This window comes from Acinetobacter sp. KS-LM10, from assembly GCF_036896575.1.
Taxonomy (GTDB): domain Bacteria; phylum Pseudomonadota; class Gammaproteobacteria; order Pseudomonadales; family Moraxellaceae; genus Acinetobacter; species Acinetobacter avistercoris.
This window is the reverse complement of record NZ_CP145906.1, coordinates 2,394,928-2,411,220: the sequence shown is the minus strand read 5'-3', so window position 1 is coordinate 2,411,220 and position 16,293 is coordinate 2,394,928. Positions and strand designations below refer to the sequence as shown.

Here is a 16,293-nt window from a genome sequence, read left to right as displayed (position 1 = left end):
TCTGATATAAGTATATTAGATTTAGAAATTGAATATTTGATTCAGCTTAATCATCAAGAGAATATGAATCAACAAATAAGGTAAAACGATAAATGGCAACATCACAAATTATTATTTCTGAACAAGATCTTAAACGCTTGGAAACAATGTTAGATCATCAGATGAAGTTAACGCCGACCATGAAACATTTGGAAGATGAATTGGCACGCGCAGATGTGGTTAAACCGCAGGATGTGCCTGAAAATATTGTGACGATGAATGCCAAAGTAAGTATAACGGTTGCTCCGTCAGTCGAGCCAATTCAAATTACGCTGGTTTATCCGCACGACTTTAAAGGTGAACCTGGACAAGTCAATGTGATTGCACCTATTGGTGCCGCAATATTAGGCTTAGCTGAAGGGCAACACATTGAATGGCCACAACCGAATGGTGATTTAATGAAGGTGAAAATTGAAAAAGTGATTTATCAACCAGAACGTGAAGGTAACTATCTCTAGTTCAAGACAAAATTAAATAGCCCAATGTCTGAAAATGATGACATTGGGGCATTAACATGGTTCAAAGTCTTGAAAAGAAAGTTCTAAATATTGATGACTGTCCTAAATATTAAAATACAGATTGAAACAAGAATCCAATTCGAAACAATTAAATTTTTTTAAGCAAGCAATAAAAGCCCAATTGATTTAATCTAAAATCAAATGAGCTTAATTAATAATAAAAGATAATGAGTAAGAGATAAAACAGTTGGATTATTTATTAACGCTGGTCGTTTCAGGCACGTATTTGATTAAATAGTGCTCGCGAATTTGCATACGTTGTTCTTGAGTCGTCGCATCGGACATTTTTTTTCGCATTTCATTACGTTCAGTTGAACTCATTTGCTGCCAAACTTCACGCATTTTTAGCTTTTCGGGCTCAGGAAGTTGCGTGAACCAATCCATACGTTGTTGTAAGGCAGTGGTTTGTTCAGCAGGGATTTCTTTTAAATTTTGATAACGTTTTATCAGTGCTTCCTGTTCTGTCTCTGACAGGGCATCCCATGTTTCATTGACTTGAGTTTTCGCATCTTTGGAAAAAATCCAAAAACGTTCATATCCTGCAAAACTTGTTTGCAAGAAACCGACAGCACATAATGCTAAGACAATAGTTCTAGCTGCCATGAGCAGTTTTTACCTCACCAAATACAGAAAGCATTTCTAAATCTTCCATCATTTGTGGAGAAAGTTTAGGGCTTACGATAACTTGTTGATTGTTGGGTTGTTCATTTAAGTCTAAAGCATTGGGTAAAATGACAAAACTAGCAATGGCCGCTGCAAGAGCAAAGCCTGTGATTTTCCAAGTCATAAAGCTTGAAAACAAGGATTTTTCTTGAATACGATCCAGCACATTTTCCATCACAACTGCTTTATTGCGGTGATGGCGTGCCAGATGATCCAGTTTATTGGTCACTTGTTTAGCGAAGTCATCATTCTTCATCAGATGATCCCTCTAGATGTGGATTTAAATGAGAAAGTGAGTTTCTTAGACCCTGTATCGCTCGATGATAATGGGTTTTTACACTTCCTTCTGAACAGTCCATAATACTTGCCGTCGTTTGTGTATCAAAGCCTTCCCATGCACGAAGCATAAAAGCTTGTTGTTGACGAGCAGGGAGCTTGGCTATAGAGGCTTGAATTTCCTCAATGGCGACTTCCTGTGCAAGAAACTGTAATGGATTTGGACTGTTTTCGTCTACAATTTCGATGACTTCCTCGTCATCTGAATCAAGATTCGTTTTTTTAAATAACGACATTGGGAATGGTCGACGTGCTTCCTTACGTCGCCAATCTTGTAACTTGTTATTTAAGATTGTATAGAAAAGGGGATACCATTCTGCGGTTGATTTGGCCGCATAGGATTTATGAAGGGATATAAAGGCCTCTTGGACTAAGTCCATAGCGATACCATTATGGCCTTGAGTCGCACTTTCCATCATCACTAGGGCTCGACCCGTCACATCCTGCATGAAAAATTTCAGGCGTTGTTCAGCTGTGCTCAATAGAACACTTGCGTCTTCAGACTGTGCATGTTTCGGTGCTAAATCCATAGAGATGGAAAATCCCGTCATTGGGTACCCACCATTATTATTAATCGTTATCTATATAACGTTAAAAATAATGATAGGTTGACAATTTATACAATTATTTTTAGCAGTTTAAAGGATTTTTATAATTTAAAGCGAAATCGTTACCTTTAATGAACGAATCAGATGCGTTGACGCACCATTTCAAAGAAGCAAATTGAACCAGCTGCAGCTACATTTAAAGACTCTTGGCCACCTGGCTGAGGGATTGTAATTGCAGCAGCGTTGGCTAATGCAAATTCAGATACACCTGATCCTTCATTTCCTAATACCCAAGCACATGGCTGAGTTAAGTCTTTAGAATAAATACTCTCAGGCTCATGTGAACTGGTCACAAAAACTGGAATAGTAAACTTAGTCAATAAGTCTTCAATAGAGACATTTTCATAAGTGTTTAATGCGAAGTGTGCACCCATGCCCGCACGAAGTACGCGAGGAGACCAAAGTGATGCTGATCCTTTTGTACATGCGATTTGTTTGATGCCTGCTGCAGCAGCAGAACGTAGAAGTGTTCCAACATTACCTGGGTCTTGAATATTTTCAAGAATCAAGGTGTCTGCAGAAAAGTCTAATGATTGTGTCGATGATGGAATATCAACAACTGCAAGGCATGCCAAACTTGTACCTAAAGTACTGAGTTCTTTATATAAGCTTTCACCGATAATAAAGACTGTACCTAAGTAATGCTCAGCGATCTTGTCAAAATCTGGATGCTCAATTGCTTTTTCAGTGGTGAAAATGGACGTGATTTGACGTTTTTTTTCCAACCAAGCTAAGCACAAATGCGTACCTTCAAGCACGGTTTGACCTTGCTTTTTACGATAAGTATTTTGCTCAATTAAGCCACGTAAGTGCTTAAGTTTAGGGTTGTCTTTTGATTCTAAATAAATCATTGCCATGGGAGATTTGTCCATGAGCGTAGATGCATTTCTACGCTCAATTTTAATTAAATTAGTTGTGGTAGCGTGTTACAAGATCAACTTCATTGCTCGAGCCAATCACAACAGGAACACGTTGATGCAATTCGGTAGGTTGAATCTCTAATATACGAACACGACCTGTCGTAGACGAACCACCTGCTTGTTCCATTAACATACTCATTGGATTAGCTTCGTACATTAAGCGTAGACGACCAGCTTTTTGAGGATCTTTGGTGTCATATGGGTATAAGAAAATACCGCTACGACAAAGAATGCGGTGAATATCACCCACCATACATGCAACCCAACGCATGTTGAAGTCTTTTTCACGTACAGATGTTTTTCCGTCTTGTAATTCACCGATATAACGTTTCACTGGTGCTTCCCAATGACGTTGATTCGATGCATTAATCGCATATTCTTGTGTATCAGCAGCCACTTGAACATTTTCTGTGGTGAGTAGAAACTCTTTTGAAACAGGATCGAATGTAAAGAAGTCTGTACCAGCACCAACGGTCAGCGCCATCATTGTAGATGGACCATACAATACATAACCCGCAGCTACTTGTTGCGTACCTGCTTGCATAAAGTCTTCAGCATCTGTCACAGATTTTTTTGCTGGAAGAATAGAGAAAATTGTACCTACACACATATTGATATCGATATTACTTGAACCGTCTAGTGGATCAAACAACACCAAATATTTGCCATCAGTTTGTGCTGGGGTAAATTCATCTAATTCTTCAGAGGCTAAACCACCGACATTTGCATTATTTTTTAATGCATCGATGAGATAGTCATTTGAAATCACATCTAATTTTTTCTGCGCTTCGCCTTGAATATTTTCATTTCCAGCGCTGCCTAAAACACCAGCAAGTGCGCCTTTTTGTAAGAGTAAATCGATGTCTTTACAGGTTTGAGCAATAGTTTCGATAACATCAGACAGCTCAGGTGTGAGGTTCCCTTGTTGTTTTTCTAAATATTGGGAAAGTGTGCGGTAAGACATAACAAATGTGCTCCAAGAAAGCGGTAAAAAACTAGCAAAATAAATACTGTGCCTATTTTAGATGAGTTCGACTTAAAATAGAAAGCTTAGAGTGATATTTGTATCGATTTTAGACTTGTAAGAGTTTTATAACCTGCTATGTTGATCATAAGGATTTAAATTTTACAGGGAGAACAATAATGACGACGCTTAAGTTCGAAGCAACTCCGACACCAAGTGAAGCGATTAATTTGGAGGGCATTAGTTCTGAAAAATCTAAAGCAGCATGGAGAGAGTATGAAGCAAAACCGGAATATAAAGATTTTAACAAACACGATTTGATTGAATCGATGCAAAGCGCTGAATCAGACGAGTCTAAATCTTAATACAATGATCTTAATGCATTGTTTCTAATAAATTGTTTTTAATGAATTGTTTTTAAGATATTGATGATTTCTGTTTTCAGATCTCAGCTTTGTTGAGGTGCTTTGTTGAGTTACTTTGATGAGGAGAACGAATTTATGCTGAAATCGCGTTGATTGTATTTTCATGATTTAAATCGTTTTTAAAGATTCAAATGACTGGTCGACTCAAAAGGTATGTGGACCAGTGTAGAAAACGAACTTAGAAAACTGATTAAAATCAAAAAGCGCTCTAATTCATTAGAGCGCTTTTTTTGTATCTAAATGCTTATTATTTTAGAAGTGGAGGAACTGCTTCATAGTTAAGTTCAACACGACGGTTTTCTTTCCATGCTGCTTCATTGTTGCCAGCATTAATTGGCATTTCTTTACCATAACTCACCGCTTCTAATTGACCAGCATTAACACCATTGGTAATTAAGTAGCTTTGAACTGCTTTAGCACGACGTTCGCCAAGTGCCATATTGTATTCACGGGTGCCACGTTCATCTGTATGACCTGTTAATGCAATTTTAGACGCTGCATTTGCCAATAAGAATTGCGCATGTGCTTGAAGAGTTTGGTAATCTTCATTGCTGAGATCACTACTGTCGTAGTCAAAATGCACAACACGTTTCGCTAAAAATGCTTTGTTTGCTTCAGTCACACCCTTAGCAGAAGCACCTACTAAATTTTGAGCATTTAAAGCAGCATCTTCGCTCAAACCAGACGTATTGACAGTGGTCGATGTCGTCGGTGTGTTATTTGCAGTGGTGATGTCAGTTGCAGGTTTGCGGCTTGCACAACCTGTCATCACTAGGCTCACAGCAATGAATGGTAGTGCGAGTGATTTGATTAAATTCATATTGATCTCCTTAAAATAGACAATTCATTATTTTGGTGCCCAAGCTGGTTCGCGAACTTCGCCTTGTTCACTTGGTAAATTCATACGGAAACGACCATCAGTTGACATGATTGCCAATAGCCCACGATTACCTTCACGTGTTGCATAAACCACCATTTGACCATTGGGTGAGAAACTTGGAGATTCATCAAGACTGGTCGGGGTTAAAATATTGGTGATACCTGTCGAAATTTCTTGAATAGCAACTTTGTAGTTACTGCCTGAAGGGCGGTGTACCAGCGCAACATATTTGCCATCTGCACTTAAACTACCGCGTGCATTAAATGCGCCACGGAAAGTGAGTCGCTTGGTCGAATTATCACTGAAATTGTGTTTATAAATTTGAGCAGAACCGCCGCGGTCAGAAGTAAAGATAAAACCTTTACCATCTGGTGTATAACGCGCTTCAGTATCAATCGCTGAGTTATTGGTCATACGTTCAAGTTTACGGGTCGCTAAATCCATTTGGTAAACTTCAGGATTGTCATGCATAGATGCAGTGAACAACATGCTTTTACCATCAGGCGAGAAACTCGGTGCGCCATTTAAACCACGGAAACCCGCTAATTTTTCACGTTGACCTGTTGAAAGGTCTTGAACATAAATGGCAGGGCGTTTGGTTTCAAAAGAAACGTAGGCAATTTTCTTCGCATCAGGTGTCCAAGCTGGAGACAAGATTGGATCTTTTGAGCTTAGAATGGTTTTTGGTTGCTCGCCATCAGTATCGGCAATTTGCAGCGTGTAGCGTGTAGCAGGCGTTGCAGGATTACGTAAGACATACGCAATACGGCCGCTAAAATCACCTTGAATACCTGTAAGGGCTTGGTAGATCGCATCACTGATCATATGTGCTGCTGAACGTACACGCGCCGCAGGGACAGTGAGCAATTCGTTGAGTAAATATTGTTGTTTTTGCACATCGTAGAGTTGGTAATGTACTGCCAGAGAGCCATCTGGATTGGTTTTTACTTCACCATTTACAACATATGGTACGCCTGCCGCATTCCAAGCTGGGCCATTCGCTTGATTAAGACTTGCTGTCGCTGCTAAATTTTTTGAAGAACTGGTGAAACGACCTGAACGATTTAAATCTTGTTCGATGACAGGGTACAAACTTTGGTCCCCTGAAAATGGCACGATAGCAATTTTAGGAGCTTGTTCGGGTGCTTTGGCAATTTCTAAATGGAGTTGCGCATAGCCAGTAGTGATTAGAGCGGGACTAAACGCCGCAATAATCGTCAAACCAAGAAGATGTTTAGAGATTCGTTTCATTATAGGTCACGTGCTCGAAATACTAATTTTTAGATTATGCTAGCTTTGTAGCATATTGACATGATTTTAATCTATATAAAGCATGTAATTATGAAAAATGAATTAAATATGAAAATAAATGCTGCGAATGATGTGATGTATACCTCATTGTATTAATCCTTTATAAACAATCAGCTAAATCCCGCTAATAAGCATTTTATTTTATTGGATTGATGACGATGCTTGAAATGTTGAAATTAATGAATGTCAGAAAATTACTGATCCGTTAAGGCCCGACATCTTCAAATATTAAAAAAATATAAGAGGGCATCTTTAATCAACTGAAAATTTGATATTCATCTTTTGTGGCCACAATGCGATCAATTTTTTAATCAGCAATTATTTGATACAACGAGTCATTCAGGTAGAAAAAAACCTTACCGAGGTAAGGTTTTTTAAAATTTATTGAACAGTAAACGATGCAGTAAAACTGCGTGCTTGGCTTCTTGCTTCTGGATCTGACGGCATTGGATAGGGTGCAGCAGAACGAACAGCTTGTTCTACGCTGGCTTTTACATCTGGATCAGATGCGTTGACGATCACACTATTCACAGCACCACTATCACTTAAACTTACGCGCGCAGTTGCTTTCTGACCTGACGAATTCAAAGGCATACGCCACGCACTTTTGACTTTATTCTCAAAATCACGTTTTGCTGAAGAAGCAATTTTACGTGCTTCAGCCTTTTTGTTTGCAGCCTCTTCTTTGGCTTTTTGTGCAGAGGAAGCACGTTCTGCCTCAGCAGCACGTTCTTTAGCTTCTGCATCAGCTTTCGCTTTATTTGCTGCATCAGTTTTGGCCTTAGCAGCCGCATCGGCTTTGGCTTTATTCGCCGCATCAGCTTTCGCTTTTGCAGCTGCGTCGGCTTTGGCTTTATTTGCTGCATCAGTTTTGGCCTTAGCAGCTGCATCGGCTTTGGCTTTATTTGCTGCATCAGTTTTGGCCTTAGCAGCTGCATCGGCTTTGGCTTTATTCGCTGCATCAGCTTTCGCTTTTGCAGCTGCGTCGGCTTTGGCTTTATTTGCTGCATCTGTTTTAGCTTTTGCAGCTGCATCAGCTTTGGCTTTATTCGCTGCATCAGCTTTCGCTTTTGCAGCTGCGTCGGCTTTGGCTTTATTTGCTGCATCTGTTTTAGCTTTTGCAGCTGCGTCAGCTTTGGCTTTATTCGCCGCATCTGTTTTGGCTTTTGCAGCTGCGTCAGCTTTGGCTTTATTCGCCGCATCCGCTTTGGCTTTTGCAGCCGCATCGGCATTAGCTTCATTCGCCGCTTCCGCTTTGGCTTTTGCAGCCGCATCGGCATTAGCTTTATTCGCAGCATCCGCTTTGGCTTTTGCAGCAGCATCCGCTTTTGTCTTTTGTTCCGCAACTAAAGCTTGTTTCGCAGCATCATCAGGCTGAGTTGTTGGAGGCGGTGCTGCAGCTGGAATGTTAGGCGCATCTTCAACAGGATCAGCCGTTTGTTGAATTACAGGTTTGACATTGCTATGAGCAGTTTCGGTTGACTCGGATTCAACCAAAGATTTTGGTTGTAAGTCTTCAGGTTTAATCAATACGGTTTTTAAAGCTTTAGGTGGCTCATAAGGTTGAGCTAAACCAAGAAACAATAAACCTGAAATAGCAACCACATGCACAGCCACAGTAAATCCGAGTGCAATTTTTTTTTCTTTAGAAAATGGTAGTTTCAAATCTTTCATGGCTTACTTTACAGGTTCGGTCAGTAATCCAACTTGCGTTAAACCTGCATCTTGAAGGTTTGACATCAAGGCAATTACATCACCATAAGGACGAGTTCTATCACCATTAATCACAATATTTAATTGCTGATTATCTGCTTCAGCTTGTGCGCTGACGAGTAGATCTTTCAATTCATCTAAAGTCACAGCCTGTTTAATCTTTTTATATTCGAGATAATAACTGCCATCAGCTTTTAAACTGACCATTGCAGGCGCTGCTTCGGAAACAATCGGACTGCTGTTCGCTTCAGGTAAATCTACTTTTATACCACTGGTAATCATTGGTGCAGTGACCATGAAAATGACCAACAACACCAACATAACGTCGATGTACGGGACGACATTCATATCACTTTTGAGTGGTTTTTTTATGCGTTCAAAACGCCCAGAACGTTGAATTGCCATTAGTCATTTTCCTGTGTTGTTCCCACAGACTGACGTTGTAATAGCGCCACCATTTCTTCTGAAAATAAAGCACGATCTGAATATACTTCTTCACCTTTAGAGGTGTAATGGTTAAAGGCAAGAACCGCAGGAATTGCGGCAAATAAACCAATTGCTGTTGCAATCAGCGCTTCTGCAATACCTGGTGCAACAGTTGCTAAAGTGACTTGTTCAACTTGAGCCAAACCAATGAACGCATTCATGATGCCCCAAACAGTACCGAACAAACCGATATAGGGCGCCACTGAACCGATACTGGCAAGCGCACCTAAACCTTGTTCCATACGGCTTTGATCACGACTCAAACCGACCCGTAAAATACGTTCTGTTCCGTCAATCGTATGTGATGTTTCAGCTTTTGATTTTTTCAGCTTTAAAAACTCACCAAAGCCATGATAGAAAATATCTTCAAGTCCTTCTCGTTTAGAGTTCACTTGCGCATTGTTATACAGGGTGTTCAGCTCTGCACCTGACCAAAAGATTTTTTGGAAATGCGCATCGCCTTGTTGTGCCTTTTTATAAGTCATATGTAACTTGGCAATCAGATACCAACTCAAAAAGGATGCAAGGACTAAAACCAGCATGACCAATTGAACCACGGGACTTGCTTGTAAAATTAGATCTGAAATATGTAGAGATGATTCTATTTGTGTTGCCATAGTTACATGTGCCAGTAGTATTTTTATTCGTGAGCCAACTGTTCTTGGATCAGTTCACGGATTTCGTTGGGAATTCGAACCGGTCTCATGGCTAAACTAATGCAAGCCAATTCAACCTCGCCAGAAGCTAGCATGATTTCACCACGATAAATATTTTGTTGCAATACAAAAGACGTTGCTTTACACGAAACTACACTCGCTGTAACAGTAATTAAGTCATCCATCAGGATAGGGCGAGAATATTTCAAATTAATTTTATGCACCACAAAATGATAATCTTTTTGATGCCAATAATGCGAAACACCTGAAGCACGAAGCCATTCTGTACGCGCACGTTCCATAAAGCGAATATGATTGGCGTGATAAACAATACCACCTGCGTCGGTATCTTCTATATAAACACGAATTTGAAATTCAAATTTATTCGCCATGAGTACTTTCCGTTATATTGGTCAATGTATGCGCTTTGGCACTGTAAATGCTATCAAAGCATTTAGCCTTAGCGAGTAAACTGCGCGATAGTTTATCAGAATGTGATTTCAGTCCTATGGCTGAACAGATCAAATCAAATAAACTGCTGTTGGCGAAAAATATCTTTATACATGAATGATATGTCTAATTATTAATCACTTATTGCTATGAATTTAAACAAAATTTATAAGTCAATTGAGCCGGAATAGGTATGATTTAAAGCGTATCGCAATCCTTTAGATTCAACTTATATTCAACAGATGTCTGGCTTACATTAAGATCAGATACAGTCCTTAAGAGGGAAATAAATCGAATATCTTTAGAAACTCTTTCTAAACTTCACAAGTTCATTATGTTTATTAACTGATTATAAAGCATTGAACTGGAGCAGAATGCAAATGAATAATAATTACTTTATTGATGCAAAATAAGGGTTTAAAATAAGGGTTTAAAAAAAGGCCATTGTATAAATGACCTTAATTTATGCTGCTGATTTTTAGCGAATCTTAAGTGGTTTTTTTCTTGTTCCAATCAGCCTGAACTTGTTCAGCGACTTTTGGATAATCCATAATGAAACGAACGTGACTTTCTACGCCAGTTTTTAAGGTTGCATCATCAACAATAAAGCCGGGGTTGTGGTTTGGCGCAGCGCTAGCCATGTCTTGATTTGCCGGAGTAGCACCTACAAATACGAACAGAGATGGCATAATTTCACCATAGTAAGCAAAGTCTTCACTTGCACTCGCATTGTTGTCGAGTAATTGAAGCTTATCTTCACCATTCACTTTTGCCAGTGTCGGTTGCATGAGTTGAGTAATAACTTTGCCATTTGACGTCACAGGTGCATAAGATGAAATGTCTACTTTCGCAGTTACATCATTAGCCAGTGCGTTGTGCTCAATCATTTTTGGTAAATCTTTAAGAATATTTTGGCGAATGATTTCACTGTTTGAACGAATGGTTCCGACCATATTCACTTTCTCAGGAATTACATTTCCAGCTGTACCGCCTTGAATACTACCGATACTGACGACACCCATGCCTTGAGTTAAATCTGCACGACGACTGACCAAGCTTTGAATATTGCTCACGATTTGAGAAGCAGCATAAATCGGATCACGTCCTAACCAAGGCATAGAACCGTGCGCTTGTTTACCCGTCACTTCAATATTCAATAAATCAGCGCTGTTTAAAATCGCACCATCTTTATACAAGATATTGCCGCTTGGCATACCTGCCATAACATGCATACCAAAAATTACTTCAGGTTTAACTGTTTTGAAAGCACCATCAGAAATCATTTTACGTGCGCCAACTAAGTGGCCATCTTTAAAGTTATCAACATCCGCACCGCCTTCTTCAGCAGGTTGGAATACAAAAACAACAGTACCTTCAATCTTATCTTTGTTGGCCGCTAACGTTTTTGCTGCGCCAAGTAACATCGCTGTATGAGCATCATGTCCGCAAGCATGCATCACTGGCGTTTCTTTACCTTGGTAAATTCCTTTGGCTTTACTGGCAAAAGCGAGTCCTGATTTTTCTTCCATAGGAAGGGCATCCATGTCAGCACGTAAAGCCATGACAGGACCTGGTTTACCGCCTTTCAAGATACCGATCACACCTGTTTTGGCATAACCTTTTTTAACTTCAATACCATAAGACTTAAGTTCTTTTTGAACTAATTCTGAGGTTTTGAACTCCATATTACCCAATTCAGGATGTTGATGAATATGTTGGCGAAGCTTAATGGTATGTGCTTCAACTTTGTTCACAGAGTCATCAACCCAGTCTGCCAGACTGAATTGGCTACAAAGAAGTACAGGGAGACATAGTGAGATTCGCTTTAACTTATTCATACTTTTGGAGAATCCTATAAAATGATAAATAAAGGAGAGATAGTTTTATAATCACATGAAAATTATGTGTTTAGCAAAACCTTTAGAGTGTTTTCAATATACCTTAAAGGTATGGGGTGGGGAGTTTATTGTTTAATAAGCACTTTTTAGTTTTTTAAAATTGTAATTTATTGTATTGAAAATATTCAAATTAAGAATAAAGTTCTTATATAAATCAATTTGTAATCATTAAAAATTGCAATAGAGATTTCCTCACTGTAGAAGAGGTGAGGAGGAGCTTTCTGTTTGTTCTCACTTTTATTTCATATTATTTAATAAAAAGATCTAATTATTTTTATCTAAAAATATCGGAAGTAAGAGTACGTATAATTTAAAATGCTTCTTATCAATCATTAAAGTCAAGTTTGAACTGTTCTGTAGCAAAAAATTCTAGTTGATGGGCTAAATATTGCGCCACAAAAAACTTTTGTTCAGTTTCTTGTATTTTCTTTTGCTTTGGCAATAACTTTTGAAGTTTTTCGAAAATAAAACCGAGCGCTAAAATTCCAATTCCAAGAATGATAAATCGTATAATTTCTGGGAAACTCTCGTTAAAATTAAAGAAAAGATAAAAGGTAATAATTGATATGAATAATGCAACAAATAAATGGCTTAGGTCGATTGAGGGTTGAGTTGTATTTTCTTGGTAAAGAAAAGTCACTTCGGCATCATAATAAATACTAATCCAGATGACAGCTGAGCTTAAATTAAAACATATACTATCAATACTATATTCAGAAGGATGATTGATAATCTGTTCCAGATTATCTTCGTTAAGTTCCATTTGTAGATTGGTTTTTAAATTTCTAAATGTAATCTTAAGCAATAAGTTAAAATATTGACTCATCAATGTCTGTAATGTGGATTGCTCTAAATCGTTAAATTGATCCAGTGGAATATTGCGAGGAATTAATGAAATTAAATTGTTTCCTGATAGTTCCGCGATGTAATTTGATTTAATCTTTTTTAGTATTTGTTCTTCATTCATGTGTTATTGATTACTAATGATAAGTTAAGTATATTATTTTGAATTTAGATTGAAATCAATCAAGAAGACTAAGTCTCCTTGATTTAATCACTTCTCTTTCGGCTCAGGTGGTGTCATCCCAAACTGTAAATACGCCATATTGGTGGCAATACGACCACGTGCGGTACGCATTACATAACCCTGTTGTATTAAATAAGGTTCAATTACATCTTCAAGTGTGCCTGAGTCTTCAGCCATTGCTGCTGCCAAAGCTTCAACGCCACCCGGTCCACCATCAAAACGCTCAAGTAGCATCGATAGATATCGACGGTCTAAAGTATCTAAACCATCTTTATCGACATTCAACATATCTAAAGCGCGTTGTGCCATATCTTGATTAACTTCACCTGTGCCTTTGACTTGGGCATAGTCACGAACACGACGCAATAAACGGTTAGCAATACGCGGCGTACCACGTGCACGACGTGCGATTTCCTTTGCGCCATCTTCCGTCATGGGAACATCCATGAGATTGGCTGAACGTTTCACAATGTGCGTTAAGTCTTCGACTGAATAAAACTCAAGGCGTTGCACAATACCAAAACGGTCACGTAAAGGAGAGGTAAGTAGACCCGCACGTGTAGTCGCAGCCACTAGTGTGAATGGTGGTAAGTCTAATTTAATAGAACGTGCACCGGGCCCTTCACCAATCATGATATCAAGTTGATAGTCTTCCATCGCTGGATAGAGAATTTCTTCAATCACTGGGGAAAGACGGTGGATTTCGTCAATAAATAAAACATCACCTTCTTCAAGATTGGTCAGCATGGCTGCCAAGTCACCCGCACGTTCCAGCACGGGACCAGAAGTTGATTTTAAATTACCACCCATTTCACGTGCAATAATATTGGCCAGTGTAGTTTTACCCAAACCCGGAGGGCCAAAAATCAAGGTGTGATCTAATGCTTCACCGCGCCCACGGGCAGCTCCGATAAAAATTTCCATTTGCTCACGAACCACAGGTTGACCAATATAGTCTTCCAAAGAAGTTGGGCGAATGGCACGATCAAAATGATCTTCAGGTTTTTCAGAACCACTGATTAAACGGTCTTGCATAGTTGGTTTTATCTATCTTTATTTGTTCATGGATTTAAGCGCAGCACGAATAATATCTGATGCTTCAGTGAAATCACCTTTGGCTGCATTGACTAACTTCTGCGCTTCTAAAGGCTTATAACCTAAAGACTGTAAAGCTGCTTCAGCTTCAGCAACCGCAGAATTTCCTGTAAATTGAATTTGAGCTGCGGTTGTTCCAGTGCTTGTACTGCTCATGGCAAAAGTTTTAAAACGATCACGCAATTCAATCATTAAACGTTCTGCTGTTTTAGTACCCACACCCGGAACTTTGACCAATGTCTTCACATCATTATGTTCAACAGTATGAATCAACATCTCTACACTCAATGTTGACAGAATACCGAGGGCCATTTTAGGACCTACGCCATTCACTTTTAACAGCGTTCTAAAAATGATTTTGTCTTGTGTATTTAAAAAACCATACAGTAACTGCGCATCTTCACGCACAGTCAAATGCGTCCACAAAGTCACTTTTTGCCCTGTTTGTAATTGGCAAAATGTTGTTAAAGGCGTATCAACTTCATAGCCAACGCCATTCACATTGAGTAAGACAGTAGGTGCTTCTAAAGCAAGCACTTCACCTATTAGGCATCCGATCATTATTGGTGTTCACTTCATTGTTAATGGTTGAATAGTAGAGGTCATTGTCGAGAAAGGCAAAATAACAGGATCATCTTGAATTATTTATAAACGATTAATCGATTTTATTACAAATAATACCGTGATCAGGCTTTTTAACAGGGCTTATATAGTCTTATAAAAACCCAACTTTATTACCCTTCAGTTCTTGTGCCAAATTATAAGCTTGATGGTCTGAAAATTTTGAAATGATATCGAGTACTTGCATGATATTTTCATAATGATCATCACTAAAATGTGCACCAAAACCTGTAAGAATTGAAAATAACCGTCCGTCTTTAAAACTATGAACTTTGTCAGGCGTTGTGAGAGGAATAAAGGCATCAAGTATGTGTTGTAAGCTCTGATGCGCAATAATTTCTAAACCTGATTTTTGTGGATGTTCAAAAATTTTATCACGAGCTAAATTTTTAGCTTGGTTAATGCCCGCCTCGATATCAGGCGAACAATATTGCAATAAACTGCCTTTAAGCTGACCTGATAATATTTCAAAATGATGCTTTGCAAAAGCAGTGGTCACTTCATCAACCAAACGTTTCATAACGCGACCGCGAAGTGCTGCAATTTTTTGTTGCCAAGTGGTATGAGGCATAGCCAACTCAGAAGGTCGCCCATAATCACCAATAAGATCTAAAAATATCGGCTCAACTTGCTCATATGTGAGCATGTTTAAAATAATGCCATCTTCCAAATCAATGAGGGCATAGCAAATATCATCTGCGGCTTCTAATAGATAGGTCAGTGGATGACGGCAGAAATGATAATCTCCGAGTTGAATCAGACCAAGCTGATCACCAATTTGCTTTAAGATTTCTTTTTCTGATTGATAACAGCCGAACTTAGCACGTTTACTGGCTGGAGTATTGCCTTGCGAAGCAATGGTTTTTGAAAGCCAAGGGTACTTTAAGTAAGCCCCTAACGTTGCGTAAGTTAAGCGCATACCGCCATCGTTGGGGTGATAGTCAATTTTGGTTAACAACCTTAAACCTTGTGCATTGCCCTCAAACTGACGCACATCCGCTTGTTGCTCAGGGCTCAGTGCGGCAAGAAAGTCTCCGTGAGATACATCATCAAACCATTCTCGAATGGCATATTCACCCGCGTGTCCAAAAGGTGGGTTACCAATGTCATGTGCCAAACATGCGGCTTGAATAATCGCCCCGACATCGGCAGGAGAAATCCAAACGGGGAGTTCATCTTTGATTTTTTCAGCAGCCAACATGCCTAAAGAACGCCCAATACAAGACACTTCGAGCGAATGAGTCAAACGTGTATGAATGCCATCATGTTGCGTTAAAGGGTGAACTTGAGTTTTACGATTAAGCTGTCGAAAGCTTTGTGAGAAAATAATACGGTCATAATCTTTATGAAATGGGCTGCGTGCTTGTTCTGAGCTTTGTTTTTTACTGCCAATCCGAATGGTAGAAAGTAGTTCGAGCCAACGCATTTGAGTCATTTATGCTTATTCAGTGATTATTTAGATGCATCATGCCAAAAAATAGAATTTTGCACTAGAGGAGAACGACATAATTTGTCTTCGTGATAGATTCACCACTTAAAGTACGCAGATTGGTAAATGAAATTACTCAGGCTCACACATTAAAGTACCTCATCATTAAAAACAAAGACTGGTGTTTCTAAAGACAAAGATTAGTGTTTTTAAAATAACGGCTTTCATTGCAAAAATTCTATTGAAATTTATCC

The 16,293-nt window shown here is 39.0% G+C and carries 18 protein-coding genes; 2 read left to right on the top strand and 16 right to left on the bottom strand.

The annotated features are described in order from the left end of the window. The first annotated feature begins 92 nt into the window (after window positions 1-92). Window positions 93-497 (top strand): nucleoside diphosphate kinase regulator, encoded by a 405-nt coding sequence (rnk, locus tag V5M36_RS10995; RefSeq protein ID WP_338558915.1) that lies wholly within the window; start codon window positions 93-95, stop codon window positions 495-497. Window positions 498-749: 252 nt separating this feature from the next. On the opposite strand, the gene V5M36_RS10990 is transcribed toward rnk, so the two are convergent. From V5M36_RS10990 to V5M36_RS10970, 5 genes are all read right to left on the bottom strand, one after another. After that, window positions 750-1,160: a DUF3106 domain-containing protein gene (locus V5M36_RS10990; protein WP_338558912.1), complete on the bottom strand. Its 411-nt coding sequence runs from the start codon at window positions 1,158-1,160 to the stop codon at window positions 750-752. Next, window positions 1,150-1,476: a hypothetical protein gene (locus V5M36_RS10985; protein ID WP_338558910.1), complete on the bottom strand. Its 327-nt coding sequence runs from the start codon at window positions 1,474-1,476 to the stop codon at window positions 1,150-1,152. Before V5M36_RS10985 ends, V5M36_RS10990 begins: the two co-directional genes overlap by 11 nt. Next, a complete protein-coding gene (locus V5M36_RS10980) occupies window positions 1,466-2,086 on the bottom strand; it encodes an RNA polymerase sigma factor (protein WP_338564162.1) in 621 nt (206 codons plus the stop codon). Before V5M36_RS10980 ends, V5M36_RS10985 begins: the two co-directional genes overlap by 11 nt. Window positions 2,087-2,244: 158 nt before the next feature. Continuing rightward, a complete protein-coding gene (locus V5M36_RS10975) occupies window positions 2,245-3,021 on the bottom strand; it encodes a TrmH family RNA methyltransferase (RefSeq protein ID WP_338564160.1) in 777 nt (258 codons plus the stop codon). A 52-nt stretch (window positions 3,022-3,073) separates the two neighbouring features. Continuing rightward, entirely contained in the window at window positions 3,074-4,048 is a 975-nt protein-coding gene (locus tag V5M36_RS10970; protein WP_338558907.1) for a class 1 fructose-bisphosphatase, read from the bottom strand. 179 nt (window positions 4,049-4,227) lie between these two features. On the opposite strand from V5M36_RS10970, the gene V5M36_RS10965 reads away from it, so the two are divergent. Beyond that, window positions 4,228-4,413: an NF038105 family protein gene (locus V5M36_RS10965; protein WP_338558905.1), complete on the top strand. Its 186-nt coding sequence runs from the start codon at window positions 4,228-4,230 to the stop codon at window positions 4,411-4,413. Window positions 4,414-4,720: 307 nt separating this feature from the next. Here V5M36_RS10965 and pal read toward each other — a convergent pair whose 3' ends face one another. The 11 genes from pal to V5M36_RS10910 all read right to left on the bottom strand — a co-directional run bounded on the left by pal (window position 4,721) and on the right by V5M36_RS10910 (window position 16,045). Then, window positions 4,721-5,293 (bottom strand): peptidoglycan-associated lipoprotein Pal, encoded by a 573-nt coding sequence (gene pal, locus V5M36_RS10960; RefSeq protein WP_338558903.1) that lies wholly within the window; start codon window positions 5,291-5,293, stop codon window positions 4,721-4,723. Window positions 5,294-5,320: 27 nt separating this feature from the next. Beyond that, a complete protein-coding gene (gene tolB, locus V5M36_RS10955) occupies window positions 5,321-6,604 on the bottom strand; it encodes a Tol-Pal system beta propeller repeat protein TolB (RefSeq protein WP_338558901.1) in 1,284 nt (427 codons plus the stop codon). Window positions 6,605-7,045: 441 nt separating this feature from the next. Beyond that, window positions 7,046-8,338, bottom strand: coding sequence for a cell envelope integrity protein TolA (gene tolA, locus V5M36_RS10950; RefSeq protein WP_338558899.1), 1,293 nt, complete (start codon window positions 8,336-8,338; stop codon window positions 7,046-7,048). Between the two features lie 3 nt (window positions 8,339-8,341). Next, on the bottom strand, window positions 8,342-8,782 hold the full coding sequence (gene tolR, locus V5M36_RS10945; RefSeq protein WP_338558897.1) for a protein TolR: 441 nt from the start codon (window positions 8,780-8,782) through the stop codon (window positions 8,342-8,344). Beyond that, complete coding sequence (gene tolQ, locus V5M36_RS10940; protein ID WP_338558895.1) at window positions 8,782-9,480, bottom strand: protein TolQ; 699 nt, start codon at window positions 9,478-9,480, stop codon at window positions 8,782-8,784. Before tolQ ends, tolR begins: the two co-directional genes overlap by 1 nt. Window positions 9,481-9,503: 23 nt before the next feature. Beyond that, window positions 9,504-9,911: a tol-pal system-associated acyl-CoA thioesterase gene (ybgC, locus tag V5M36_RS10935; RefSeq protein ID WP_338558893.1), complete on the bottom strand. Its 408-nt coding sequence runs from the start codon at window positions 9,909-9,911 to the stop codon at window positions 9,504-9,506. Window positions 9,912-10,457: 546 nt separating this feature from the next. Then, window positions 10,458-11,807, bottom strand: coding sequence for an amidohydrolase (locus tag V5M36_RS10930; RefSeq protein ID WP_338558891.1), 1,350 nt, complete (start codon window positions 11,805-11,807; stop codon window positions 10,458-10,460). A 385-nt stretch (window positions 11,808-12,192) separates the two neighbouring features. Next, the gene (locus V5M36_RS10925; protein ID WP_338558889.1) at window positions 12,193-12,834 is read right to left on the bottom strand and encodes a hypothetical protein; all 642 of its coding nucleotides are present in this window, start codon (window positions 12,832-12,834) and stop codon (window positions 12,193-12,195) included. A gap of 87 nt (window positions 12,835-12,921) precedes the next feature. Further along, entirely contained in the window at window positions 12,922-13,929 is a 1,008-nt protein-coding gene (gene ruvB, locus V5M36_RS10920) for a Holliday junction branch migration DNA helicase RuvB (RefSeq protein ID WP_338558887.1), read from the bottom strand. Between the two features lie 18 nt (window positions 13,930-13,947). Further along, on the bottom strand, window positions 13,948-14,550 hold the full coding sequence (gene ruvA, locus V5M36_RS10915; RefSeq protein ID WP_338558885.1) for a Holliday junction branch migration protein RuvA: 603 nt from the start codon (window positions 14,548-14,550) through the stop codon (window positions 13,948-13,950). Between the two features lie 154 nt (window positions 14,551-14,704). Further along, on the bottom strand, window positions 14,705-16,045 hold the full coding sequence (locus tag V5M36_RS10910; protein WP_338558883.1) for a deoxyguanosinetriphosphate triphosphohydrolase: 1,341 nt from the start codon (window positions 16,043-16,045) through the stop codon (window positions 14,705-14,707). Window positions 16,046-16,293: the final 248 nt, after the last annotated feature.

Coding starts and splice junctions, on each gene's coding strand:
- V5M36_RS10990 (WP_338558912.1), bottom strand. CDS start 1,160: ATGGCAGCTAGAACTATTGTCTTAGCATTATGTGCTGTCGGTTTCTTG.
- ybgC (WP_338558893.1), bottom strand. CDS start 9,911: ATGGCGAATAAATTTGAATTTCAAATTCGTGTTTATATAGAAGATACC.
- V5M36_RS10980 (WP_338564162.1), bottom strand. CDS start 2,086: ATGGATTTAGCACCGAAACATGCACAGTCTGAAGACGCAAGTGTTCTA.
- V5M36_RS10925 (WP_338558889.1), bottom strand. CDS start 12,834: ATGAATGAAGAACAAATACTAAAAAAGATTAAATCAAATTACATCGCG.
- tolR (WP_338558897.1), bottom strand. CDS start 8,782: ATGGCAATTCAACGTTCTGGGCGTTTTGAACGCATAAAAAAACCACTC.
- rnk (WP_338558915.1), top strand. CDS start 93: ATGGCAACATCACAAATTATTATTTCTGAACAAGATCTTAAACGCTTG.
- tolA (WP_338558899.1), bottom strand. CDS start 8,338: ATGAAAGATTTGAAACTACCATTTTCTAAAGAAAAAAAAATTGCACTC.
- ruvA (WP_338558885.1), bottom strand. CDS start 14,550: ATGATCGGATGCCTAATAGGTGAAGTGCTTGCTTTAGAAGCACCTACT.
- V5M36_RS10910 (WP_338558883.1), bottom strand. CDS start 16,045: ATGACTCAAATGCGTTGGCTCGAACTACTTTCTACCATTCGGATTGGC.
- tolQ (WP_338558895.1), bottom strand. CDS start 9,480: ATGGCAACACAAATAGAATCATCTCTACATATTTCAGATCTAATTTTA.
- V5M36_RS10985 (WP_338558910.1), bottom strand. CDS start 1,476: ATGAAGAATGATGACTTCGCTAAACAAGTGACCAATAAACTGGATCAT.
- V5M36_RS10965 (WP_338558905.1), top strand. CDS start 4,228: ATGACGACGCTTAAGTTCGAAGCAACTCCGACACCAAGTGAAGCGATT.
- tolB (WP_338558901.1), bottom strand. CDS start 6,604: ATGAAACGAATCTCTAAACATCTTCTTGGTTTGACGATTATTGCGGCG.
- V5M36_RS10930 (WP_338558891.1), bottom strand. CDS start 11,807: ATGAATAAGTTAAAGCGAATCTCACTATGTCTCCCTGTACTTCTTTGT.
- pal (WP_338558903.1), bottom strand. CDS start 5,293: ATGAATTTAATCAAATCACTCGCACTACCATTCATTGCTGTGAGCCTA.
- V5M36_RS10975 (WP_338564160.1), bottom strand. CDS start 3,021: ATGGCAATGATTTATTTAGAATCAAAAGACAACCCTAAACTTAAGCAC.
- V5M36_RS10970 (WP_338558907.1), bottom strand. CDS start 4,048: ATGTCTTACCGCACACTTTCCCAATATTTAGAAAAACAACAAGGGAAC.
- ruvB (WP_338558887.1), bottom strand. CDS start 13,929: ATGCAAGACCGTTTAATCAGTGGTTCTGAAAAACCTGAAGATCATTTT.